Annotated in this window: 23 protein-coding genes and 1 tRNA gene; 8 read left to right on the forward strand and 16 right to left on the reverse strand. The window is 65.5% G+C overall.

Features of this window, described 5'->3' with window-relative positions; genetic code table 11:
* Window positions 1-196 precede the first annotated feature (196 nt).
* The 10 genes from A0J57_RS23335 to A0J57_RS23380 form a co-directional block, all read right to left on the reverse strand.
* Window positions 197-1,003, reverse strand: coding sequence for a class I SAM-dependent methyltransferase (locus A0J57_RS23335; protein WP_044663065.1), 807 nt, complete (start codon window positions 1,001-1,003; stop codon window positions 197-199).
* A gap of 122 nt (window positions 1,004-1,125) precedes the next feature.
* Window positions 1,126-2,652: a CpaF family protein gene (locus A0J57_RS23340; protein WP_025551234.1), complete on the reverse strand. Its 1,527-nt coding sequence runs from the start codon at window positions 2,650-2,652 to the stop codon at window positions 1,126-1,128.
* A gap of 341 nt (window positions 2,653-2,993) precedes the next feature.
* Entirely contained in the window at window positions 2,994-3,248 is a 255-nt protein-coding gene (locus A0J57_RS23345) for an ATP synthase F1 subunit epsilon (RefSeq protein WP_044661760.1), read from the reverse strand.
* A 4-nt stretch (window positions 3,249-3,252) separates the two neighbouring features.
* The gene (locus tag A0J57_RS23350; RefSeq protein WP_139111457.1) at window positions 3,253-3,825 is read right to left on the reverse strand and encodes a hypothetical protein; all 573 of its coding nucleotides are present in this window, start codon (window positions 3,823-3,825) and stop codon (window positions 3,253-3,255) included.
* 5 nt (window positions 3,826-3,830) lie between these two features.
* Entirely contained in the window at window positions 3,831-5,276 is a 1,446-nt protein-coding gene (atpD, locus tag A0J57_RS23355) for a F0F1 ATP synthase subunit beta (RefSeq protein ID WP_025551231.1), read from the reverse strand.
* 21 nt (window positions 5,277-5,297) lie between these two features.
* On the reverse strand, window positions 5,298-6,182 hold the full coding sequence (locus A0J57_RS23360; RefSeq protein WP_061940214.1) for a F0F1 ATP synthase subunit gamma: 885 nt from the start codon (window positions 6,180-6,182) through the stop codon (window positions 5,298-5,300).
* Window positions 6,183-6,185: 3 nt separating this feature from the next.
* Window positions 6,186-6,812 (reverse strand): LysE family translocator, encoded by a 627-nt coding sequence (locus A0J57_RS23365; protein ID WP_061940216.1) that lies wholly within the window; start codon window positions 6,810-6,812, stop codon window positions 6,186-6,188.
* 122 nt (window positions 6,813-6,934) lie between these two features.
* Window positions 6,935-8,464, reverse strand: a complete 1,530-nt coding sequence (gene atpA / locus A0J57_RS23370; RefSeq protein ID WP_044661763.1) for a F0F1 ATP synthase subunit alpha — start codon at window positions 8,462-8,464, stop codon at window positions 6,935-6,937.
* A 10-nt stretch (window positions 8,465-8,474) separates the two neighbouring features.
* Window positions 8,475-9,029: a F0F1 ATP synthase subunit delta gene (locus tag A0J57_RS23375; protein WP_061940227.1), complete on the reverse strand. Its 555-nt coding sequence runs from the start codon at window positions 9,027-9,029 to the stop codon at window positions 8,475-8,477.
* 215 nt (window positions 9,030-9,244) lie between these two features.
* On the reverse strand, window positions 9,245-10,795 hold the full coding sequence (locus A0J57_RS23380) for a S1C family serine protease (RefSeq protein ID WP_061940218.1): 1,551 nt from the start codon (window positions 10,793-10,795) through the stop codon (window positions 9,245-9,247).
* A gap of 118 nt (window positions 10,796-10,913) precedes the next feature.
* Between A0J57_RS23380 and ada the strand changes: the two genes are divergently transcribed.
* Together ada and A0J57_RS23390 are read left to right on the forward strand one after the other, a co-directional pair.
* Window positions 10,914-11,975 carry a bifunctional DNA-binding transcriptional regulator/O6-methylguanine-DNA methyltransferase Ada gene (ada, locus tag A0J57_RS23385; RefSeq protein ID WP_061940220.1) on the forward strand — a complete coding sequence of 354 codons (1,062 nt, stop codon included), beginning with the start codon at window positions 10,914-10,916 and terminating at the stop codon, window positions 11,973-11,975.
* 133 nt (window positions 11,976-12,108) lie between these two features.
* Window positions 12,109-13,554, forward strand: a complete 1,446-nt coding sequence (locus A0J57_RS23390) for a M48 family metallopeptidase (RefSeq protein ID WP_061940229.1) — start codon at window positions 12,109-12,111, stop codon at window positions 13,552-13,554.
* Here A0J57_RS23390 and A0J57_RS25635 read toward each other — a convergent pair.
* From A0J57_RS25635 to A0J57_RS23400, 3 genes are read right to left on the reverse strand one after another with little or no spacing between them, the layout of a single operon-like run.
* Complete coding sequence (locus tag A0J57_RS25635; RefSeq protein WP_076605819.1) at window positions 13,523-13,693, reverse strand: DUF1289 domain-containing protein; 171 nt, start codon at window positions 13,691-13,693, stop codon at window positions 13,523-13,525. The genes A0J57_RS23390 and A0J57_RS25635 overlap by 32 nt on opposite strands.
* Entirely contained in the window at window positions 13,693-15,864 is a 2,172-nt protein-coding gene (locus A0J57_RS23395) for a primosomal protein N' (RefSeq protein ID WP_061940222.1), read from the reverse strand. The genes A0J57_RS25635 and A0J57_RS23395 overlap by 1 nt, the downstream gene beginning before the upstream one ends.
* A gap of 45 nt (window positions 15,865-15,909) precedes the next feature.
* A complete protein-coding gene (locus A0J57_RS23400; RefSeq protein WP_061940223.1) occupies window positions 15,910-16,575 on the reverse strand; it encodes a DUF2490 domain-containing protein in 666 nt (221 codons plus the stop codon).
* A 143-nt stretch (window positions 16,576-16,718) separates the two neighbouring features.
* Between A0J57_RS23400 and fsa the strand changes: the two genes are divergently transcribed.
* The 3 genes from fsa (at window position 16,719) to A0J57_RS23415 (ending at window position 20,037) form a co-directional block, all read left to right on the forward strand.
* Window positions 16,719-17,372, forward strand: coding sequence for a fructose-6-phosphate aldolase (gene fsa, locus A0J57_RS23405; protein ID WP_025550461.1), 654 nt, complete (start codon window positions 16,719-16,721; stop codon window positions 17,370-17,372).
* Between the two features lie 105 nt (window positions 17,373-17,477).
* Window positions 17,478-17,822 carry an antibiotic biosynthesis monooxygenase gene (locus A0J57_RS23410; protein WP_025550459.1) on the forward strand — a complete coding sequence of 115 codons (345 nt, stop codon included), beginning with the start codon at window positions 17,478-17,480 and terminating at the stop codon, window positions 17,820-17,822.
* 193 nt (window positions 17,823-18,015) lie between these two features.
* On the forward strand, window positions 18,016-20,037 hold the full coding sequence (locus A0J57_RS23415) for an acyltransferase family protein (protein ID WP_235600942.1): 2,022 nt from the start codon (window positions 18,016-18,018) through the stop codon (window positions 20,035-20,037).
* Between the two features lie 12 nt (window positions 20,038-20,049).
* On the opposite strand, the gene A0J57_RS23420 is transcribed toward A0J57_RS23415, so the two are convergent.
* Window positions 20,050-20,126: transfer RNA gene (locus tag A0J57_RS23420), tRNA-Arg, on the reverse strand.
* An 86-nt stretch (window positions 20,127-20,212) separates the two neighbouring features.
* Here A0J57_RS23420 and A0J57_RS23425 point away from each other — a divergent pair.
* Window positions 20,213-20,932 carry a queuosine precursor transporter gene (locus tag A0J57_RS23425; RefSeq protein WP_025550419.1) on the forward strand — a complete coding sequence of 240 codons (720 nt, stop codon included), beginning with the start codon at window positions 20,213-20,215 and terminating at the stop codon, window positions 20,930-20,932.
* A gap of 32 nt (window positions 20,933-20,964) precedes the next feature.
* Here A0J57_RS23425 and truA read toward each other — a convergent pair whose 3' ends face one another.
* A complete protein-coding gene (gene truA / locus A0J57_RS23430; RefSeq protein WP_025550417.1) occupies window positions 20,965-21,711 on the reverse strand; it encodes a tRNA pseudouridine(38-40) synthase TruA in 747 nt (248 codons plus the stop codon).
* Between the two features lie 4 nt (window positions 21,712-21,715).
* Entirely contained in the window at window positions 21,716-22,624 is a 909-nt protein-coding gene (gene fmt / locus A0J57_RS23435) for a methionyl-tRNA formyltransferase (protein ID WP_061940225.1), read from the reverse strand.
* 125 nt (window positions 22,625-22,749) lie between these two features.
* On the opposite strand from fmt, the gene recR reads away from it, so the two are divergent.
* Together recR and def are read left to right on the forward strand one after the other, a co-directional pair.
* Window positions 22,750-23,346, forward strand: a complete 597-nt coding sequence (gene recR / locus A0J57_RS23440) for a recombination mediator RecR (RefSeq protein ID WP_044661769.1) — start codon at window positions 22,750-22,752, stop codon at window positions 23,344-23,346.
* A 48-nt stretch (window positions 23,347-23,394) separates the two neighbouring features.
* A complete protein-coding gene (def, locus tag A0J57_RS23445; protein ID WP_048576188.1) occupies window positions 23,395-23,925 on the forward strand; it encodes a peptide deformylase in 531 nt (176 codons plus the stop codon).
* Window positions 23,926-24,036: the final 111 nt, after the last annotated feature.

Below are 24,036 nucleotides of genomic sequence, written 5' to 3' on the forward strand. Positions count from 1 at the left end.
TTCCCCCTCCCGCCTGCGGGAGGGGGAATGTCCTGATTCCATCCCAATCAGCCGCTCGGCGCGTTAAGGAGCGTGCGGCGTTAAATCGGACGCAGGCCGCGCTTCAGCTTTCCGTGTCGCATCCTTTCAAGCAGAACCGGTTCCCGTCCTTCGACGGGCTCAGGACAGGGATGCCCCCCATTTTGTCTGCGCCGTTTCACTTCACCGGTTTGCGAAAACGCAGCGTCATCCGGTCGCTTTCCCCGATGGCGAGATATTTCGCCTTGTCGACCTCTCCATTGCGCAGGGTCGGCGGGAGCGTCCAGACGCCCTTTTCCCAGTCGGCCGTGTCCTTGGGATTGGCGTTGACCTCCGACGACCCGGCATATTCGAAGCCGGCCGCTTCAGCGAGGCGGCGGATGGTCGATACCTTGAGGTAGCCGCTGGTCTTCTCCAGCGCCGTATCGCGCCCTTCGGGCAGGCGATGGTCGACGATGCCCAGCGTCCCGCCCGGCTTCAGCAGGTCGTAAAAGGTCTTGAACGTGGCCGTCTCGGTCCCGCCCATCACCATATTGTGCACGTTGCGGAAGGTCAGCAGCGTGTCGACGCTGCCCGCCGGAATGAGACCGGTCTGGTCGGGGAAGGGGACGACCTTCACCTTGTCATAGACGTCCGGCTTTGCCGCGAGGAACGCCTTGTAGCCGTCCAGAGAGCGGCCGGTCGGCTGGAGCGCGTAGAAGGTGCCCTTTTCGCGCAGCAGCGGCGCCAGGATTTCCGTGTACCAGCCGCCGCTGGGCGCATATTCGACCACTGTCTGGTCCGGCTTCACCCCGAAGAAGGCAAGGGTTTGGGCCGGATGGCGGTAGGTGTCGCGAGCGGCATTGGCCGGGGTGCGGCTGGGGGCGGCGACCGCGGCCGCGATCGGATCGGCCGCCTGATGATGGTGCGCATGCTGCGCGGCGAGGGGAAGCAGCGGCAGGGACAGGCCGGTCAGCAGCAGGGCGGCGCGGGCTAGACGGTTCATCGGCATTCCTCTCTTTCTGGGGAATGTCCGATGTGCCGGTGATGCAAGCTCCGCGCAAGCAGGCCGGCGGGAAATATGTCCGCCGGCAGCAATTGTTGCAATATGCGCTTATGGGCAGGTCGTTACAGGCAGGCTTCCAGGAAAGGCTGGTCGAAGCCGAACTGCCGCGCCTTGTCCAACGTGTAGGGACGCAGGCCCATGGAACGATATTCCCCGATGATCTTCCCGCTGTCGTCCTCGTCATGATATTCGAACTTGAACAGTTCCTGGGTGACGATGACGTCGCCTTCCATGCCGATCACCTCGGTGACGTTGGTGACGCGGCGCGAACCGTCGCGCAGTCGCTTCACCTGCACGATCAGGTCGACGGAGTCGGCAATCTGCTTGGAAATCGCTTCCTTGGGGATCTTGATGTCACCCATCAGGATCATATTCTCCATACGGCCGAGGCATTCGCGCGGGGAGTTGGAGTGGAGCGTGCACATGGAGCCATCATGGCCCGTGTTCATCGCGGCGAGCAGGTCGAAGCACTCCGCGCCGCGGATTTCGCCCAGGATGATGCGGTCGGGGCGCATGCGCAGGGCGTTCTTGACGAGGTCACCGATGGTGATCGCGCCCTGGCCCTCCAGGTTCGGCGGGCGGGTTTCCAGCGGCAGCCAGTGCGGCTGTTGCAGGCGAAGTTCGGCCGCGTCCTCGATGGTCAGCACGCGCTCGCCCGGGTCGATCATCTTGGAGAGGGCATTGAGCATGGTCGTCTTGCCCGAACCCGTACCCCCCGAAATCACGATGTTGAAGCGGCAGGCGCCGGCGATCTTCAGCGCGGTGCACATCTTCTGGCTCATCGCCCCCCATTGGGCGAGCATGTCGAGCGTGATCGGCTTGGCGGAGAATTTACGGATGGAGATGGCGGTGCCGCGCAGGGATAGCGGCGGCACGATCACGTTGACGCGGCTGCCGTCGGGCAGGCGGGCGTCGGCCAGCGGCGTGGTCTGGTCGACGCGGCGGCCGACCTTGTTGACGATGCGCTGGGCGATCTGGAACAGATGCTCCTCGTCGCGGAACTTGATGGGCGCGATCTGGAGCTTGCCCTTCTTTTCGATATAGGTCTGCTCCGGGCCGTTGACCATGATGTCGCTGACGTCCGGATCGGCCAGCAATTCCTCCAGCGGGCCCAGGCCGAGCAGTTCGTCCACCAGCACCTTTTCCAGCGCGAACTGCTCGCGGCGGTTGAGGGTCAGCTTCAGTTCCGCCAGTACCTCCATGATGATCGGGCGGAATTCCTCGGCCAGCTCATCCTTGGTCAGCGTGGCGGCGGCTTCGGGATCGACGCGCTCCAGCAGGCGGGGGAGCACCTGCTCCTTGATCTTGTGGACCGAGGCTTCGAACCCCTGCGGTCCGGCATCGGCGGCATGTTCGGCATTGGCGCGATCCGACAGGCGCTGCATCGCGTCGGCATTGCGCTGCATCTGGCTTGTGGGCGCGGAGAGCGGATCGAGCGGGGCTTCCGGGGGCAGGGCCGTCATGTCCAGGGGCGGGAACTGCTCGCCGCCCTTGATCTCTTCCTTGGGCGCGCCTCCCTGCATCGGTCGGGCAAGGCCGAAACCCGGCTTGATGCCCGCAGGTCCATTTTTCCGTCCAAACGCGCTCATAATTCTCCGCCGAAATGATGTGCATCAGCCATGGTTGTTAAAGGTGAATAGCGTGGAAACTTTGATAAATGGCTAATGCGTCGGGTGGCCGGGCGCCGCAGCGGGGCGGGGCCTGCTTGGGCATTCGAATGGCGTCTGCGTTCGGCTGGCGGGAGGACGATGCTTGCCCACAAGAGGCGAACTGTTGGCGTGGTGGCTGACATCCAGTCTTCAACGATAGGGCATTTCGGTCGTTGATGATCCTGATGAGAGCCATGTTCGGCCAGTCTGGAATGCCAAAGGGCCCCGTTCCGACTTGGAACGGGGCCCTTTGGCTTTTAGCAGCGGTCAGATTCGGCTTGTCAGCCGGCATGTTCCGCAAGGACGGTGAGGCCCTTTTCGTTCACCTCGGCAAAGCCGCCGCGGACCGGGATGATTTCCGGGGCGGCGCCGGCGTTGGCGAAGATCTGGATCGTGCCGTCACGGACGGTCGACATGAAGGGCGCATGGCCCTCTAGCACGCCGAAGTCGCCATCGGTGCCGGGGACGACGACCTGATAGACCTCTTCCGAGCGGACGAGCTTTTCCGGGGTCACGAGTTCGAAATGCAGTGCCATTGTCTTACTGAGCCTTTGCTGCATCAAGGGCGACGGTCATGATCATCTGAATGCCCTTGCCTTCATTGTAAACGATGTTGGGACCGTCAAGAATAACGATCATATGCCCGCCGGGACGTTCCGCATTGAGTACCAGCAGATCACGCATGAAATTGCCTTGCATTCCGGATCGGCTTTTGTCGATCGTCCAGCCTTCGATCGACCGTAATTTGGTCGTCCAATCATATCTTGCCGTCAGCGAGAGCATGGTGTCGGCCAGCGTCACCTTACAAGCCGGCACCGAAGCGGAAGTAGCCAGCCACATCTTGCCTTCGGGCACGGCGACGGAAGCGTAGATGCCTTCCTTGCCGAATAAGCGGCTAGCCATGGTCTCCACATCGGCCGGAGGAATGGCCAAGGTGATACCGACGTTCTTCAACAGCTTTTCGTTCTTCGCGGTCAAATGATCCCGCTCGGTAAGCTGTTGCGCGCAGGCTCGAAATGCTGTTTCCAGCGCGCTGGTCAACTGGGAGGCCGTCGTCTTGGCCGGTGTTGCCGATTGCAGCAAAGCTAGTGCAAGGACGACGCCTCCCGTCATTTGCCTTACGCCGCTTCCGCAGCCAGCTTCTTCGCCTTTTCGATGGCTTCGTCGATGCCGCCGACCATGTAGAAGGCGTTTTCGGGCAGATGGTCATATTCGCCTTCGACCACGGCCTTGAACGACTTCACCGTATCCTCGATCTGGACGAACTTGCCCGAAATGCCGGTGAAGACCTCCGCGACGTGGAAGGGCTGCGACAGGAACTTCTGGATCTTGCGGGCGCGGGCGACGGTCAGCTTGTCCTCTTCCGACAGCTCGTCCATGCCCAGGATCGCGATGATGTCCTGAAGCGACTTGTACTTCTGGAGGATCGCCTGGACTGCGCGGGCGGTTTCATAATGTTCCTGGCCCACGACGCGGGGTTCCAGAACGCGGCTGGTCGAGTCCAGCGGGTCGACCGCCGGATAGATGCCCAGTTCCGAAATGGCGCGGTTGAGAACGGTGGTGGCGTCGAGGTGCGCGAAGCTGGTGGCCGGCGCCGGGTCGGTCAAGTCGTCCGCAGGGACGTACACGGCCTGCACCGAGGTGATCGAACCCTTGTTGGTCGAGGTGATGCGCTCCTGAAGGGCGCCCATGTCGGTGGCGAGGGTCGGCTGATAGCCCACGGCCGAAGGAATGCGGCCGAGCAGAGCCGACACTTCCGCGCCCGCCTGGGTGAAGCGGAAGATGTTGTCGACGAAGAACAGCACGTCCTGACCTTCCTGGTCGCGGAAATATTCCGCGATGGTGAGGCCCGACAGGGCGACGCGCGCGCGGGCGCCCGGCGGTTCGTTCATCTGGCCGTAGACCAGCGCCACCTTCGAACCTTCGCTGATCGCGTTGCCGTCGGCGTCCTTGGCGATGACGCCGGCGTCGAGGAATTCGTGATAGAGGTCGTTGCCCTCGCGGGTACGCTCACCGACGCCCGCGAACACGGAGGTGCCGCCATGGCCCTTCGCGATATTGTTGATCAGTTCCTGGATGAGCACGGTCTTGCCGACGCCGGCGCCGCCGAACAGGCCGATCTTGCCGCCCTTCGCATAGGGAGCGAGAAGGTCGATGACCTTGATGCCGGTGACGAGGATCGAGGCGTCGGTCGACTGGTCGACGAATTCCGGCGCCTTGGCATGGATCGGGGCGGAGAGGGTGGTGCCGACCGGGCCGCGCTCGTCGATCGGTTCACCGACGACGTTCAGGATGCGGCCGAGCGTGGCCGGGCCGACGGGAACGCTGATCTGTGCGCCGGTGTCGGTCACTTCCTGACCGCGGGTCAGGCCGTCGGTCGAGTCCATCGCGATGGTGCGGACGGTGTTCTCGCCCAGATGCTGGGCGACTTCCAGCACGAGGCGCTGGCCGTTGTTGCTGGTTTCCAGCGCCGAGAGAATGGCCGGAAGTGCATCGGGGAAGGTGACGTCGACGACGGCGCCGATGACCTGGCTGATGCGGCCTACATTGTTGGTGGTTGCCATGACTACTGTCCTTGCCTGCACTTAAAGGGCTTCGGCGCCCGAGATGATTTCGACGAGTTCGGTGGTGATCGCGGCCTGACGGCTGCGGTTGTACTGAATGGTCAGCTTGTTGATGAGGTCGCCGGCGTTGCGGGTCGCATTGTCCATGGCGGTCATCGACGCGCCCTGTTCGGACGCATTGTTTTCCAGCAGCGCCTTGAAGATCTGCACCGTGACGTTGCGCGGCAGCAGGTCGTCGAGGATCGCTTCCTCGCTCGGTTCATATTCCACCGTCGCGCCGATGGCGTTGCGGTCGGCGTCGGCCGGGATCTTCACCGGAATGATCTGCTGCTCGGTCGGGATCTGGGCGAGCGCCGACTTGAAGCGCGAGAAAAAGAGATGCGCGACGTCGAACTTGCCGTTCAGATACATGTCGGTCAGTTCGCGGGCGATCTCCTCAGCCTGCGCATAGCCCGGTTCCTTGACGCCGGTGGTGTCGAACTGGGCGACGATCATGCCGGGGAAGGTGCGGTTGATGACCGGACGGCCCTTGCGGCCGATCAGGTAGAAGCGGACGGTCTTGCCTTGCTGGATCAGTTCGTCCGCCTTGGCGCGGGCGGCCTTGACGATGTTGGCGTTGAACGCGCCGGCAAGGCCACGGTCCGAATTGGCGACGACCAGCAGATGGACATCGTCCTTACCGGTGCCGGCCAGCAGCGGGGAGGCGCCTTCGCCCGAACCCCCTGCGATCTTCGAGGCGAGGCTGGCGACGACCGCTTCCAGGCGGCTGGAATAGGGGCGGGCGGCTTCGGCGGCGGCCTGCGCCTTGCGCAGCTTCGCGGCGGCGACCATCTGCTTGGCCTTGGTGATCTTCTGGGTCGACTTGACCGACCCGATGCGCAGCTTCAGTTCCTTGAGGCTAGCCATAGTTCAAACATTCCGAGCAAGGGCCAGACGGCCCGCGAGACCAAAGAAACCGACGCCCATGGCGCCTTCGAACCAGCGCATCGCGCTGCTCTGCCCGACCTTGCGCCCCGCCTTGGTGGCGAGGATCGCGAGAAGGGCGCACCAGAAGAAACCCAGTCCATAGACGATCGCGATCAGCAGCATGCCCTGCCATGGTGCGTCCGGACCGGTGCCGACGAACTGCGGCAGCGCGGCCAGGAAGAAGATCGCGACCTTCGGGTTCAGCACGGTGCTGATGAATCCCTGCGCGAAGGGCGATCCGCCGATCCGCAGCCTGGGCGCTTCCGATGCGGGCGACGGCTTCACCGCGCCGCGCAGCATCGAAAGGCCGAGCCATGCGAGATAGATAGCGCCCGCGATCTTCACCGCCATGAACAGGCCCGGCACGGCGTTCAACACGCTGAGGAAGCCGAAGCCGCAGAGCGCCATGTAGAACAGCCCGCCAAGCTGGATGCCGCCGATCGCCGCCATTCCCGCCTTCAGCCCGCGCCGCGCCGCGTGACCAGCCACCAGCATGGTGTCCGGTCCCGGCAGCAGCACCAGACCGATCGACATCACGGTCCAGGCAAGGAGGGAATGGGCGGTGAGCATTATCGCAGCTTCGTTCTTCCTTTTTTCCGTCATCCCCGTGGGGGGCCATCTCCCTTGCGTTGCGTCTGGGCGCTCGGTCGGGAGATGGGTTCCCGCTTTCGCGGGAATGACGGGGTGGTGCGTTATGCGAAGGTCTTGCCGAACGAGTCCAGCGCGGCCTTCAGCTTCGCCTTGGGCTCGTCGCCCAGATCCTTGCTGTCGCGGATGGCGGCCAGCACCTCGGGATGGTCGTGGCGCAGATAGGCGAGCATCAGCTCTTCATAGCGCGTCACGTCCTTGACCGGGATGCTGTCCAGATAGCCATTGGTGCCCGCGAAGATCGACGCCGTCTGCTCTTCGAAGGGCAGGGGCGAGAACTGGGCCTGCTTGAGCAGTTCGGTCAGGCGCGCACCGCGGTTCAGCAGCTTCTGGGTCGAAGCGTCGAGGTCCGAGCCGAACTGGGCGAAGGCCGCCATTTCGCGATACTGGGCCAGCTCCAGCTTGATCGAGCCGGAAACCTTCTTCATCGCCTTGGTCTGCGCGGCGGAGCCGACGCGCGACACCGACAGGCCGACGTTGATGGCCGGACGGATGCCCTGATAGAAGAGGTTTGTTTCGAGGAAGATCTGGCCGTCGGTGATCGAGATCACGTTGGTCGGAATATAGGCCGACACGTCGCCCGCCTGCGTTTCGATGATGGGCAGCGCGGTCAGCGAGCCGGCGCCGTTGGCGTCGTTCATCTTCGCGGCGCGCTCCAGCAGGCGGCTGTGCAGGTAGAAGACGTCGCCCGGATAGGCTTCGCGGCCCGGAGGACGGCGCAGCAGCAGCGACATCTGGCGATAGGCGACGGCCTGCTTGGAAAGGTCGTCATAGACGATCACGGCATGCATGCCGTTGTCGCGGAAGAATTCGCCCATGGTGACGCCGGTGTAAGGGGCGAGATACTGGAGCGGAGCGGGTTCCGAAGCGGTCGCGGCGACGACGATCGAATATTCCATCGCGCCATTTTCTTCGAGCTGCTTGACAATCTGCGCGACGGTCGAGCGCTTCTGGCCGACGGCGACGTAGATGCAGTAGAGCTTCTTCGACTCGTCGTCGCCCGCGTTGATGCCCTTCTGGTTGATGAAGGTGTCGATCGCGACGGCGGTCTTGCCGGTCTGGCGGTCGCCGATGATCAGCTCGCGCTGGCCACGGCCGACGGGGACGAGGGCGTCGATCGCCTTGAGGCCGGTCTGCACGGGTTCGTGCACCGACTTGCGGGGGATAATGCCCGGCGCCTTGACTTCCACGCGCTTGCGTTCGGTGTACTGGATCGGGCCCTTGCCGTCGATCGGGTTGCCGAGGCCGTCGACGACGCGGCCCAGCAGGCCCTTGCCGACGGGCACGTCCACGATGGTGCCGGTGCGCTTGACGGTGTCGCCTTCCTTGATCTCGGCGTCCGAGCCGAAGATCACGACGCCGACATTGTCGGCTTCCAGGTTGAGCGCCATGCCCTGCACGCCATTGGCGAACTCGACCATTTCGCCCGCCTGGACGTTGTCGAGGCCATGGACGCGGGCGATGCCGTCACCCACGGTCAGCACGGAACCGACTTCGCTCACCTGCGCTTCGGTGCCGAAATTGGCTATCTGGTCCTTGATGACCTTCGAAATTTCTGCGGCGTTGATATCCATGTTCAGCCTTTCAGCCTTTCATCGCGTGGGCGAGACTATTCAAACGGGTGCGGATGGAGGAATCGATCATCTGGCTGCCGATCTTGACGACCAGCCCGCCCAGGATCGCGGGATCGACCTTGGCATCGAGCGCGACGTCGCGGCCGACGCGGGCGCGCAGGCCCTGTTGCAGGGCGCTGACCTGTCCGGCGTCGAGCGGATGGGCGCTCGTCACTTCGGCGCGAACCTCGCCCTTGTGATTCGACAGCAGCGTCTCATAGGCGCGGATGATCGCGGGCAGTTGGGAAAGGCGGCGGTTCTGGGCCAGCACGCCCAGGAAATTCGTCGTCAGCGGGTCGAGGCCCATGGAGGATGCGACGGCGGCGATCGTCTTACCCGCTGCGTCGCGGCTGAGGACGGGGCTGTTCACCAGGCCCTTGAAATCGGCCGATTCGGCCAGTGCCGTCTTGAGCGCAGCCAAGCTCGCCGCGACGGTGTCGAGCGTCTTGCCGTCGCGGGCCAGATCGAACAGCGCCACCGCATAGCGGCCGCTGAGGCTGGCCTGAATACCGCCGGTCGTCTCCACGCGCTTACCGTCCTCCATTTGATTCTGGCATTTTGAATTGCCGGTCATGCAAAAAGGGGGCGCGGTTCTGTCCGTCCCGGTCCCCTGTTGGGGGGCCGGTTAGCAGTGGGATTGTGACTATGCAAGCCATGGAACGCGATTCGACCGTCAGTATGAAATCATCGCGATTTGACTGAGTTTTTATATGGGACGAATCGCCGGTCGCCGCCCCGCTTTTATTTCCCCTCGGGGGTGAGCCGACCCTTTTGGCAATGGTAGACGATCCGTTCATTGGGTTGGGCCGGAAGCAGGGCGGCGAGATCGTTCTGCAGCGTGGCGATTTTCCCCAGCAGGGCAGAATCGCTCCCACAGCCCTTGATCGCGCCGCCGCCCAGGGCGCGGGCCTTTGCCATGGTGTCGATGTCGGGCAGCCAGCGCTGGACCCGAAGCGCGCCCGTTGCCGGATCGAAGCGGCTGACGGTCACGAAATTATGGTCGTCGGGAACGGCCGCGCGCTGCCAGCCGGTGCCGGAGGAGACATATTGGGTGTCGCCGTCGACGCAGCCCCCCTCCGCCCAGTGGAATCCGATGTCATTGGGTTGGGATATGGTGAGCCGGCTGCGATTCACGTCCACCCGGCAGACATTGTCGCCGGCCCAGGCATAGGCGTTGTTGCCCATGACGTTCGCGTCCTGCGGCAGTTCGATGCGTTCTTCGATACTGGAGAAGCTGGGCTTCAGGAAGAACAGTCCGATCGCCGCGAACAGCAGGACGCCGCCGCCCGCCAGCCACCAGGTGGCGCGCCGTTCCCGGCCCTGGCTGTAGAACAGGCCGCCTGCGCCGAGGCCGAGCACCGCCAGCGCCAGCAGCACGGCGGCGCCCGCCATCGCATTTTCCCGGGCGGAAATGACGTCGCGTTCGGCCGTGTCGCGGGCCTTGTCCAGCGCGGCTTCGCGAGCGTCCGCGCGGGCGCGTTCGGATTGCTCGTTCCGCGCTTCCTCCCGCTGGGCGAGGGCGGCTTCGGCGGCGTCCGCCTCCGCCATCGAGCGGCAGGGAACGATGGTGTGCAGCGACGATATGCCGGCCTGCCGCAGGAAGGAGGCGACTTCCCGCCAGGACACGGCGAAGCCGAACTCCGCATCATTGCCGTCGGAGACCGATCCGAAACTGTTGACCCCCAGCACCCGGCCGCAATCGTCGACCAGCGGGCCGCCGCTATTGCCTGCGGCCAGCGGCGCGGTGTGCAGCACCGTATCGAAATTCTGGCTGGCCCTGCCTGAGGACACAGTGCCGCTGGTCTTCACCGTGCCGAGCGGTTCCACCAACTGCTTGAGGCCAAGGCCCTGCGCGCGGTCGACCGTGCCGGGATAGCCGATGGCGGTGACATGCTGCCCGTCGCTCACCGCCCCGGCGTAGAAGGTGCTGACCGGCAGGCTGCCATCCTCCAACTGGATCAGCGCCAGGTCATTGCCGGGCGAGAAGGCGATGATCCGGCCGCCATAGGTCTTCGTCCCCTCCGAAGGGATGACGCCGATGACAAGGTCCTTCTCCTCCCGCGTCAGTTCGACCACATGGGCGTTGGTGACGATCTTGTCCGGCGCGACCGCGAAGCCGCTGCCATGGCCCACGAAATAGGCGTCGGAGCCGTTGGTCGCGACCAGCACGACGCGGACAACGCCGCGGGCGGCGGCTGCGATGTCCTGCTGTTCGGCATGCGCGCCGGAGGGCCCGGCAAGAGCCAGGAGCGCGGCCAGAACAGGGGCGAGGCGACGGAATAGTGCGACCATGGTTGGCGGCATTCATATGCGATGGTGGGATTGAGGCAATGCGCAAAAAAGCGTGGAGCCGCTTTTTGAGCGCAAGCGGCGGGAAGGCTGATGCGTCGGGCGCGGCTATCCCTTATTCATGACCGAGATGAGACAGCCCGAAGCCCCGATCCACGCCATGCCGGACGCAGATGCCTGCTGGGACGCCTTTCTGGGGCGCGACCGGAGCTTCGATGGGCGGTTCGTGGGCGCCGTGCTGACCACCGGCATCTATTGCAAGCCGAGCTGCGCGGCGCGGCATCCCCGGCGGGAGAATATGATCTTCCTTGCCGACCCGGAGGCAGCGCGGGCGGCGGGTTTCCGCGCCTGCCTGCGCTGCCGCCCCGACGAGGTCGGGCGCGACCGGCTGGCGGTGGAGGCGGCCATCGCCTTCATCGCTGCCGCCGAGACCCCGCCCTCGCTGGAGGAGGTGGCGGCGCATGCGGGCTATGCGCCGCATCATTTCCACCGGCTGTTCAAGCGCGAAACGGGGATGACGCCGGCCGCCTATGCCCGATCGCTGCGCACCGAACGGCTGAAAAGCGCGCTGGAGGAGGGGAGCAGCGTCACCGGCGCAATCTATGAGGCGGGCTATAATGCGCCCAGCCGCGCCTATGCCGATGCGGAACGGCATCTGGGCATGACGCCCAGCGCCTGGAAGGATGGCGGGCGGGGCGTGGCGATTCGCCATGCGGTGGTGCAGACCGGCCTGGGGCCGGCGCTGGTCGCGGGGACCGAGCGGGGGCTTTGCCGGATCAGCTTCGACGAGGATGAGGCGGATTTGCGCCGGCGCTTCCCCAAGGCGGAGATCCTGCCCGCCGACGAGGGGCTTTCGGCCCTGGCGGCGCAGGTCGTGCGGTTGATCGACGATCCGTCGGAGCCGCCGGACTTGCCGATGGATGTGTGCGGGACGGCGTTTCAGCAGGCGATATGGGCGGCCCTGCGCGCGATCCCGCCGGGGGAGACGCGCACCTATGGCGAAATTGCGGCGGCCATCGGCAGGCCGGGCGCGGTGCGGGCCGCCGGGACGGCTTGCGGCGACAACAATCTGGCCGTGCTGATCCCTTGCCATCGAGTGTTGCGGAGCGATGGGAGCCTGGGCGGATACGCCTATGGCACGCGGCGCAAGCAGGCCCTGCTGGAGCGCGAAAGCCGGGGCTGAAACCACGCTTTTCGCTTTTCTTTCAGCAGACTGTCGGCCATGAGTGCCGCCGGGGTTCAACGCCGTTGCAGGGGGTGGCGTGACGATTCGGGTGTTGAAGGGGCTGCTGCTCCTGGCGGGCGCGTTGGCGATCATGCCGGGTACGGCGCAGGCGGCGTGGTTGCAGGCGAACAGCCGGCATTTCACCATCATGAGCGACGGCAGCGAAGCCAGGCTGCATGAATTTGCCGAGAAGCTGGAAAAATTCGACGGCCTGTTGCGCCGCGTGACTGGCGTCGACGATCCGGAGGCGGGCAGCCCGGTCCATGTCTATCTTCTGTCCAACGACGCCAAGGTGAAGGCGCTGGCGCGCAATCCCAATATCGGCGGTTTCTACACGACGTCGGATCGCTTCGCTTATGCCGTCCTGGCGCGGGGCGCGAAGACGAGCGATTATGATGTGGGTGCCGACGACATATTGTTTCACGAATATACCCATCATTTCATGCTGCATCATTTCCCGGCGGCTTATCCGGCCTGGTATGTGGAGGGTTTCGCGGAATTTTTCTCCGCCGTGAAATTCCCCAAGGACGGGTCGATCCAGTTCGGCCGCATCCCGATGGCGCGGGCGCCCACGCTGGTGCAGGATTCGCCCTATCCGCTGAAGGACCTGTTCGCCCGCGATACGGACGGGCTGGGGCTGCGGGACGGGGATCGCTATTATGGCACGGCCTGGCTGCTCACCCATTATTTCCAGTATAAGGCCGACCGGCGGGCGGAAATCAGCCATTATCTGAAGGATCTGGCGGCCGGCGTGCCGGATATGAAGCTGGATGGCTATTTTGCCGGGGGCGTCGAGGGGCTGGAAAAGGACCTGAAGACCTATATGCGCCGTCCCTTGTCGGCATCGCGGCTCGATCCCAGCGCGGTGACGGTGGGAGCCATCACGATCGGCCCGGTCGATCCGGCGCAGGGCGCGCTGATCGAGGATGAGTTGCGGCTGATGAACCATCCCCGCACCGAAGATTTGCCCGACATCGTCCGTGCGATCCGCGCCACCGCCGCCAAATTCCCGTCCAGCGCCTATGCGCTGGCGCTGCTGGCGGAGGCGGAGTGGGAGGCGGAGGAGAAGGCCGCGGCGCTGGCCGACGCCGATCGCGCGATCGCGCTCGATCCCGGACTGTCGCGGGCCTATAGCGCGCGGGCGCGGGCATTGCTGGAGCGGGCGCAGGACGATGACAAGGAGGAGGATTGGAAGGCTGCGCTGAAGGCCATCGTCAAGGCGAATCGCGCGGATACGGAAGACCCGGTGCCGCTGGCGCTGTTCTACCGCTATCATGCGATGAAGGGCGGGCTGATGCCGGACATCGGCTATGACGGCCTGGCCAAGGCCTTTCTGCTGCTGCCGCAAAGCCCGGAATATCGGATGACCTATGTGCAGGCGCTGGCATTCCGGGGGGACTATGCCAAGGCATCCCAACTGCTCGACCCGCTGGCCTATTCGCCGCACCCCTCCGGCACGCGCGACGCCGCGCTGGCGCTCAAGAAGCGCTTCGATGCCGAGGCCGCTAGGAAGAAAAACCCTTCAACCGCTCCATGATCGCGCGGCGCTGGGTCTTGCTCATCCCTGCCCAGCGTCGGATTTCGTCCGTCGTGCGTCCGCAACCGGTGCAGATCCGCCCGGCCTTGTCGAGCTTGCAGATCTTGACGCAGGGGCTTTCCATGGGTGTTCGGGCCATCACATGAAGCTGTACGGGTCGACGTCGACCGCCACCCTTGTGCCTGATTTCCAGCTGAGGTTGCCCAGCCAGTCCCGGATTGCGTCCTGCACGTCGACCTGCCGCGTCGCGTGGATCAGCAGGCGGTGGCGGTGCCGCCCGCGCAGCACGGAAAGCGGGGCCGGGGCGGGGCCGTAGACGCGCATCCCGTCGATCGAGGGCGCGGACTTGCCGATCAGCCGCGCGACCTCGGCGGCTTCGTCCGCATCCTCGCTGGACACGATGATCGCGGCGAAGCGGCCGAAGGGCGGGGCGTTGGCGTGGCGGCGATTCTCCGTCTCCACCTCGTAGAAGCGCTCTGCATCGCCTGCGATCAGGGCCTTGATGACCTCTGCCTCCGGCATGCGGGTCTGGACGAAGACGCGGCCCGGTTTCTGCCCGCGCCCGGCGCGTCCGGCGACCTGCACGATCTGCTGGAAGGTGCGCTCCGACGCGCGCAGGTCGCCGCCTTCGAGGCCCAGATCGGCATCGATCACGCCCACCAGCGTCAGGTTGGGGAAGTGATAGCCCTTGGTGACGAGTTGCGTGCCGATGATGATGTCGACCGCGCCGGCCTCCACCGACTTCACGAATTCCGCGACCTTGGCGGGCGACCAGAGCGTGTCGGAGGTGACGATGGCGGTGCGCGCATTGGGCCAGAGCGCCTTCACCTCGTCCGCGATGCGCTCGACGCCGGGACCGCAGGCGACCAGCGAATCCTCCTCCTTGCATTCCGGGCAGAAGCGCGGCGCGGGGATGACATGGCCGCAATGATGGCAGGCCAGGCGGTGGGTCAGCCGGTGCTCGACCATCCAGGCGGTGCAATTGGGGCATTGGAAGCGATAGCCGCAATGGCGGCAGAGCGTCAGCGGCGCATAGCCCCGCCGGTTGAGGAAAAGCAGGCTCTGCTCGCCCTTTTCCATCGTCTCGTCGATGGCGCGGACCAGCGGCGGCGCGATCCAGCGGCCACGCTCCGGCGGGTCGGTGAGCAGGTTGATGCCCTCTATGTCCGGCATGGCCGCGCCGCCGAAGCGGGAAGGCAGCTTGATTTCCCTGTAGCGGCCAAGCTCGACCTGATGCCGCGTCTCTATGGCGGGGGTGGCGGAGGCGAGGATGACCGGGAATTTCTCGATAAGGCCGCGCATCACCGCCACGTCGCGGGCATGATAGTGGACGCCATCCTCCTGCTTGAAGCTCGCCTCATGCGCTTCGTCCACCACGATCAGGCCCAGATTGGGATAGGGCAGGAACAGGGCGGAGCGGGCGCCGACCACCACCGACGCCTCGCCCGCCGCGATCGCCCGCCAGGCGCGCCGCCGCTCGCTCTGGCGCAGGCCGCTGTGCCAGTTGACGGGGACCGTGCCGAAGCGCTTTTCGAAACGCTCCAGAAAGGGCTCGGTCAGCGCGATTTCGGGGAGCAGCACCAGCACCTGCCGTCCCTCGCGGATAGCGGCGGCGATAGCTTCGAAATAGACTTCCGTCTTGCCCGATCCGGTCACCCCGTCGAGCAGGAAGGGGGCGAAGGCCCGTTCCCTGACCGCTTCGATGAACTGGTCGGCGGCCGCGCCTTGCCCATCGGACAGCAGCGGCGGGGCATGATCGGGATTCGGCATGGGGAAGGGGGTGTCGACGCTGACCTCCACCGCTTCGAAGGCGCCCGCCTTGATGAGGCCGCGGATCACCGCGTCGCTGACTCCGCCGATCATCGCCAGCTCGCGGATCAGCCCCTGCCGTTCGCCGATGCGCTCCATCGCCTGGGTGCGCTGTTCGGTCATGCGGTCAGGAAGGTCGCCCGTGGCGCGATATTCGATGACGGTGCGCGCGCCCTCCAGCGCCGCCATGGACGCCAGCGTCATGCGCAGCACGGCGGCGATGGGGGCGAGATAATAGTCCGCCGTCCACTCGATCAGGCGGCGCAGCGTCTCCGGCACCGGGGGCGCGTCGACCGGCCCGACGATGTTGCGCAGGCGGTTGTCGCCCACCGTCTCGATTTCGGGAAAGCTGTCCTCGTCCCACACCACGCCGACGATCTGGCGCGGACCCAGCGGCGCGACGACGATGCTGCCGGGCTTGACCGCCATTCCGTGCGGCACCCGATAGTCGAGCGGCCCCAGGGCGGCGTTCAGCAGGATGACACGGGCGCGCGAACTCATTGCCCTCTCCCTAATGGCAGGGGCGGGCGAGGCAAGGCAGAAGCGTCAGATCTTCCAGCTCAATGTCAGCCAGGGGATATGCGCCACCGCATCCGGGCGACCGTCGCGGAACGTCTGCTGCCGCATATAGAGCAATTGCGCGTCCAGCGCCCTGCCGATCGGATGGCGCAGGCCGATCTGGTTGCGCATGACGGCGAGGCCCCGTCTGTCGCCCGGGCGGGCGCGGTTCAGGTGGAACATCAGCTCGGCCGCCGTGATCAGCGTCCACCGCTTCGCCGCGTCGAGCGGCACCGAGGCCTGCGCCCGCTGCCGCAGCCGCCAGCTTGCCCTGTCGGCGGTGTCGAAAAAGCGCTGTTCGATGCGGGTGCGGCTCATCCAGATGCCTTTCGTCAGCGTCACCTGCTGGAACAGCCGCATTTCCTGTTCCGGTTCGGAGCGGAAAAAGGCGACGCCGCCGCCGATCTGCACCGCCCTGGCGACGCGATGGTCGATCAGGACGCGCACCGTCTGCTGCCCGCCATTGGAGGATGCCTGGCGGAAGCGCTGGCTGAGGTCGAGCGACACGAGGTCCGCATCGCTTGCCTGCACGACCAGCGATTCGGTCGTCCACAGTTGATTTTCCTGGCTGGCGGCTAAGGCGGGCGAGGCGGCCAGGAGGCCGACGGGGATCAGCGCGTCCGATATGTGGCGGGGACGCTGGCGGCGGGGCATGGATCGGTCCTTTGGAAAGGTGCCGCCGTCATAATGTTGCGCCGGGCGGAAGGTAAAGGGGCAGCCTCCGGCAATAATGGCTAATCCGTCATGGAGCCGCTAAAGGAAACGCGATTCGTCCCTTCCTCTGCCGGAGCAGATCCATGAAGTTCTTCGTCGACACCGCCGACACCAATGAAATCCGCGAACTCGCCGCCACCGGCCTGCTGGACGGTGTCACCACCAACCCCTCGCTGATCCACAAGTCGGGCCGCAAGTTCCTGGAAGTGGTGGAGGAAATCTGCGGCATCGTGGAAGGCCCCGTGTCGGCGGAGGTCGTCGCGCTCGACCATGAGACGATGATGAAGGAAGCCGCGGTCTTGCGGAAGATCGCCGGCAATGTCTGCATCAAGGTGCCGCTGACCATCGATGGCCTCAAGACCTGCAAGGCGCTGACCGGGGATGGCGTGATGGTGAACGTCACCCTCTGCTTCTCCGCCAATCAGGCGCTGCTGGCGGCCAAGGCGGGCGCGACCTTCATCTCGCCCTTCGTCGGGCGACATGACGACAATGGCTTCGACGGCATGAAGCTGATCGAGGACATCCGCCTGATCTACGACAATTATTCCTTCGCCACGGAAATCCTGGTCGCAAGCGTGCGTCACCCGATCCATGTGCTGGAAAGCGCGAAGATCGGCGCCGATGTGATGACCGCGCCGCCGTCCGTCATCAAGGCGCTGTTCAACCATGTGCTGACCGAGAAGGGCATTGCCGGCTTCCTGGCGGACTGGGAAAAGACCGGCCAGTCGGTCCTCTGATCCGAGTTGGGGGTTTGAGGAAGGGTGCGCAGGCCGGTCCTGCGCGCCTTTTTTGTCGCAACCTTCGCCGGGGAGCGTCATTCTCCTGCGCAAAGGAGAGGCACGATGTTCGTCGCGGTCTATTGGTGGCGCGTTCACCCCGGCAAGGAGGATCAGTTCCGCAAGGCCTGGCGCCGGGGAACCGACCTGATCCGCGAGAAATATGGCAGCTACGGTTCGCGCCTGCATCGTGATGCCGACGGGCGCTTCGTCGGCTATGCCGAATGGCCGGACGAGGCGAGCTGGCGCGCGGCTTTCGATCAGAAGATGGTCTATGACGATCCCGAGACGCGCGCCGCCTTCGTCGACGCCATAGCGGAGGTGCCGCCGGACGCCGATCCCATCTTCACCATGACGGTGACCGACGACCTGCTGTTGCGTTCAGCGGAGGGGCGTGGCGGCGGCGACTGACCGATCGGACTAGGCGCGCCTCCCTTGCGCGTCCCTTCCTTGCGCCTTCCAGCCAGCCCCCTAACACCTTTGACCCTGGCGGCTGTCCCGATGCGCCGATGCGCCGGTCGAGCCAGGCTCTATCACCATCAGCGCCTGCCAGATCCCGGAAAAGAGGAGGGAAAGCATCGCCGCCAGCGCATCCTGTCCGGCCTTGCCCGCGCCGTCCGCGCTGGAGGCCAGCCCGTCCGTTGCCCATCGGCGCGACATCGATGGGCTGCGCGCATTGGCGGTGCTGCCGGTGCTGTTCTATCATGTCCGCCTCTGGCCCTTTTCCGGAGGTTTCGTTGGCGTCGACATCTTCTTCGTCATCTCCGGCTATCTGATCGCCTCGATCATTGCGCGGGAGCTGGCGGAAGGCCGGTTCAGCCTCACCGATTTCTATGTGCGGCGCATCCGCCGGATATTCCCCGCCCTGTTCGCGACCATCGCCGTCACCATCATCGCCGGCAGCCAGATCCTGCTGCCGCTGGACTATCGCGCGCTTGGCCTGAGCGCCGTGGCGACGGTGCTGTTCGCCAGCAACCTCCATTTCGCGCGGCATAGCGGCTATTTCGGCAGCGCCGCGGAAGAAGCGCCGCTGCTGCACACATGGTCGCTGGCGGTGGAGGAGCAATTCTACATCCTCTTCCCGCTGCTGATGCTATGTGCCTTTCGGGCGGGCGGGCGGACGCGGCTCCTGCTGGGGGTGGTGGCGCTTCTGTCCTTCGCCACGGCGCTGCTGCTGGTCGACCGTGCGCCGGTGCTGGCCTTCTACCTTCCCTTTCCCCGCGCCTGGGAGTTGCTGGCGGGCGCGTTGCTGGCAACGGATATGTTGCCGCCGCTGCGGAACCGTTGGGCGGCGCAGCTCTGCGCGCTGGCGGGGGTGGCGTCGATCGGCTGGGCGCTGTTCGGCTTTTCCAGCGCGACGGCCTTTCCGGGGCTGAACGCGCTTTACCCGGTGCTGGGGGCGCTACTGATCCTGCATGCGGGGCAGAGCGGGTCGGCGGTCAGCCATCTGCTGGGCGGCGCGATGCCCGTGGCGGTCGGCCGCATCTCCTATTCGCTCTATCTGTGGCATTGGCCGCTTGTCGTCTTCTGGACCTATCGCACGGACGGCGACTGGCGGTTGCGGGAGCAGTTGCTCATCATCCTGCTCTCGCTCCTCCTCGCCGCTTTCTCCTGGCGCTTCATCGAGGAGCCGTTCCGTAGGGCCCGTCGCTTCACGGCAGGCCGCGCCTTCGCGCTCGCCGGCGCGATGATGGCGGCGGGGTGCGGAGCGGGCGCGCTGCTCTACCTGTCCGGCGGCCTGCCCGCGCGAGTGGCGCCCTCCGTCGCCGCGCTCGATGCGGCGAGCCGGAGCATGGCCTATCTGCCGGAGCGCTGTTCGGGCATGGCGGCGGTGCGGCACCGGGCGCTGTGCGCGGTGGGCGCGCATAACGGCACGGCGCCCAGTTTCCTGCTCTGGGGCGATTCCCACGCCCATGCGCTGAAACCCGCATTCGATCAGGCAGGCGATGCGCTGGGTCTGTCCGGACGGATCGCATCCTATCCTGCCTGCCCCACCCTGCTGGGGCTGGATCGGCTGGACCAGCCCGCCAGCCATGATTGCAGCGCCTTCAACGCGCAGGTGCTGGCGATGCTGCGCGACAGTCCGACGGTCCACACGGTCTTCCTGGTGTCCCGCTGGGGCCTGTGCGCCAACGGACGCCGCCCCGAAGGCGGCACGCCCTGCTATCTCGGCCGGGACGGGAATGACGACCGAAGCCTCAAGCGCGACGCCTTGCTGTTTCGCGCGGGGCTGAAGGAAACGGTGCGGACACTGACCGGCATGGGCAAGCGGGTCATATTGGTCGCGCCCATTCCGGAATTCCGCCGCAACGTGCCGGAAAGCCTCGCGCGGGCGGAACTCTACAGCGAACCGGCGCAACTGGACCTGCCGCTGGCGGATTATCTGCGGCGGCAGCGCGACGTGTTCGGCGCCTTCGACGAGATGCGGCGGCGCTTCGCGGCCGGCGTCGTCTATCCGCACCGCCTTCTCTGCGGCACCGGCCATTGCGCGACGATGATGCATGGCGTGCCGCTTTATTCCGACGACGACCATCTGTCGCGGCAGGGCAGCCTGCTGCTGAGCGGCATGGTCCATGAAGCGATGCGGCCGATCCGGGAACGGGCCGACCGCCGCGAAAAGCGCTGAACTGGCGGAAAATGGCGACCCCGACAGGATTCGAACCTGTGACCATTCGCTTAGAAGGCGAATGCTCTATCCAGCTGAGCTACGGGGCCGTCGGCGCGTTCGATAGCGGGGCTTTGACCGGCTTGCAATCATGGGCGGCATTGCATTTGCGCGCCGGCCCGATATGCAAGGGCGCATGAGCGATGCGGGGGTAAGGAAAATCGACGCCTATGCGCTGGGTGCGCGCCCATTGCGCTATTTCGATTTCTGCATGGCCGGTTTCGTCGCGATCCTGCTGCTGTCCAACCTGATCGGCGCGGCGAAGCTGTCGACGCTGGGCGGCTTCACCTTTGGCGCGGGCATCCTCTTCTTTCCTTTGGGCTATGTGCTGGGCGACGTGCTGACGGAAGTCTATGGCTATGCGCGGGCGCGGCGATGCGTCTGGGCGGGCTTTGGCGCGATGCTGTTCATGGCGCTGATGAGCTGGGTGGTGGTGAAGCTGCCTCCGGCGGAGGGATGGCCGGACCAGAAGGCCTATGAGGCCGTGTTCGGCAGCACGTGGCGCATCGTCTTCGCCTCCGTCACCGCCTTCTGGGCGGGGGAGTTCGCCAACAGCTTCGTCCTCGCCAAGATGAAGCTGCTGACGCAGGGCAGGCATTTGTGGATGCGGACCATCGGTTCCACCGTGGTGGGGCAGGGGGTGGACAGCCTGCTTTTCTATCCGCTCGCCTTTTATGGAGACTGGACCAACGCGCAGGTGGCGACGGTGATGGTCACCAACTGGCTGATGAAGGTGACGTGGGAAGCGGTGCTGACGCCCGTGACCTATGTGGTGGTCAATCGCCTCAAGCGCGCGGAGGGGCTGGACGTCTTCGACGAGGGCACGAATTTCACGCCGTTCCGGGCAAGCCTCTAGGACATGGTGTTCCCGCCTGCGCAGGAGCATGATTACTCGCCCGGGTAACGCGCCCGCACGAAATACAGCCCATCGGGCGGCGCGTTCAATCCCAGGGCCGCCCGGTCCTTCGCGTCCCGCGCCGCCTCCAGATCGCCTATGGACCAGCGCCCCATGCCCACCATGGCAAGGCATCCCACCATCGACCGCACCTGATGGTGCAGGAAGGACCGCGCCTCCGCATGGATGGCGAGGCGGTCGCCCGCACGCTCCACATCCAGCCGGTCCAGCGTCTTCACCGGACTTTCCGCCTGGCAGTGGACCGAGCGGAAGGTCGTGAAGTCGTGCCGGCCGACCAGCAGTTGCGCGGCCTGCTGCATCGCGTCCGCATCCAGCGGCTGGATCACCCGCCAGACCAGCCCATTTTCCCAGGTCAGCGGCGCGCGGCGGTTGGCGATGCGATAGACATAGGAGCGGCCGGTGCAGGAGAAGCGCGCATGCCAGTCGTCCGCCACGGCCTCGCAGGCAAGGATCGCGACCGGCGCCGGCCGGAGAAGCGCGTTCAGCGCCTCCATCAGGCGGAAGGACGCGATGTCCTTCGCAATGTCGGCATGGGCGCGCATGCCAAGGCCGTGGACGCCCGCATCGGTCCGCCCCGCCGCATGGACGGCGACCTGTTCGCCCGTGACGGCGAAGATGGCGTCCTCCATCGCCTGCTGCACGCTCGGCCCATGGGCCTGCCGCTGCCAGCCCATGAAGGGGCGGCCGTCAAATTCGACGGTGAAGGCGAAACGGGTCATGGGGTCAGGCGTCGATCCGGCTGCCGGCGGGCATGTCATAGCCGCGCAGCAATTCGCCCGCCGACATCGCGCCCTTGCCCGCGCGCTGGATCAGCGCCGGGCGGATGCTGCCATGGCCGCAGCCGATCAGCAGGCTGTTGTCGAGCAACTCGCCCGCCGGGCCGTCATTCTCCTCGACATGGGCGGCGAGGATGCGGAACCGTTCGCCGCGATATTCGAAGAAGGCGCCCGGCATGGGGTTGAAGGCGCGCACCTGCCGTTCGACCTGATGCGCGTCGCGGCTGAAATCGATCCGCGATTCCGCCTTTTCGATCTTGGAGGCGTAGGTGACGCCTTCCTCCGGCTGGGCGACCGGCGGGTGGAGGGAGAGGTCGTCCAGCACCTCCACCATCAGTTCCGCGCCGGCTTCGGCCAGTTCCTGCGTCAGCGCGCCGGCGGTCTTGTCCTCTATGGGCGTCACATGCTTGGCGCGCATCGGGCCGGTGTCCAGCCCTGCCTCCATGTCCATGATGGTGACCCCCGTGACATTGTCGCCAGCGAGGATGGCGCGCTGGATCGGCGCAGCGCCGCGCCAGCGAGGCAGGAGGGAGGCGTGGATGTTCATGCAGCCCAGGCGCGGCGCCTCCAGGATCGGGCGAGGCAGGATCAGGCCATAGGCGGCGACCACCGCCACATCGGCGTTCAGCGCGGCGAAGGCGGCCTGCACCCCGGCATCCTTCAGCGAAACCGGCGTGCGCGCCTCTATGCCCATTTCCAGCGCCCTCGCATGGACGGGGGACGGACGGAGCGCCTTGCCGCGTCCGGCCGGGCGGGGCGGCTGGCTGTAGGCGGCGACGATGTCATGCCCGGCCTTTGCCAATGCCGCCAGGGCCGGCACGGCGAAATCCGGGGTTCCCATATAAACGATGCGCATGGCGGGCCTTTTGTTGGGTTTCGGCGCCGGCCGGCGCCGCCTCTGAAATGCGCTGGGAGGCGTATTTCCGAAGACGCCTCTCAAACCCCTTGTGTCCGCGACTTGCAAGCCCTTATTCCGGTTCCATGGCTTCTCCCGAGATCGAAGCGCTGACGCAGGCGCTGTCCCGCCTGCCCGGCCTTGGCCCGCGTTCGGCGCGGCGTGCCGTGCTGCACCTGCTCAAGAAGCGGGAATCCGCGCTGGAGCCGCTGCTGCGCGCCCTGGATGCGGTGAACGAACGGCTGGTGACATGCAGCCTGTGCGGCAATGTCGATACCGTCGATCCCTGCGGCATCTGCGCCGATCCGCGCCGGGATGCGCGGGCGCTTTGCGTCGTGGAGGATGTTGCGGACCTGTGGGCGCTCGACAAGTCGCGACTGTTCCCGGGTCGATTCCATGTGCTGGGCGGTCGGCTGTCTGCGCTGGAAGGCGTGCGTCCGGAGGACCTGTCCATCGATGCGCTGGTCGCGCGGGTGGAGGCCGGCGGCATAGACGAGGTGGTTTTGGCGATGAACGCGACGCTGGAGGGACAGACCACCGCCCATTATCTGGCCGAACGGCTGGAGCGTTTTCCCGTGCGCCTGACGCAACTGGCGCATGGCGTGCCGGTGGGCGGGGAACTTGACTATCTGGACGAGGGGACGTTGGCCCAGGCGCTGAGGGCGCGACGCCCCGTCGGGTGAATGTGGCGGTCGCTTGAAATTTTCCGGCCGTCCGATTATTTTGGTTCCATGGCCATTCTTCCCATCCTGGAGGCGCCCGATCCGCGCCTGCGTACCATCTCGTCTCCGGTGGAGGCGATCGATGACGATTTGCAGCGTCTGATCGACGACATGTTCGAAACCATGTACGACGCGCCGGGCATCGGCCTGGCCGCGATCCAGGTGGGCGTACCCAAGCGGGTGCTGGTGATCGACCTGCAGGAACCCGAATCCGATGAGGAGGGCGCGCCGCCGGTCAGGAAGCCGATGGTGTTCATCAATCCGGAAATCCTGGAAGGATCGGAGGACCTGTCGGTCTATAATGAGGGTTGCCTGTCTGTCCCCGACCAGTTCGCGGAAGTGGAGCGGCCGGCGAGCATCCGCGCGAGTTGGATGGACAGGGACGGACGCATCCATGAGGAGCGGCTGGAAGGGTTGCTGGCCACCTGCCTGCAGCATGAGATGGATCATCTGCAGGGCGTGCTGTTCATCGACCATCTGTCGCGGTTGAAGCGGGACATGCTGATGAAGAAGCTGACCAAGGCGCGCAAGGCGGCCTGATCCCAGCGGCAGAGCTAGGCAGTAGTGACGATTTAATCATTTGAGCCATAGCATGATGCTGGCGAGTTTGACGAAGCCGAGGAAGTTTGCGGCGAGTTTGTCATAGCGTGT

It is taken from the genome of Sphingobium sp. 22B, assembly GCF_001580035.1.
Taxonomy (GTDB): Bacteria; Pseudomonadota; Alphaproteobacteria; order Sphingomonadales; family Sphingomonadaceae; genus Sphingobium; species Sphingobium fuliginis.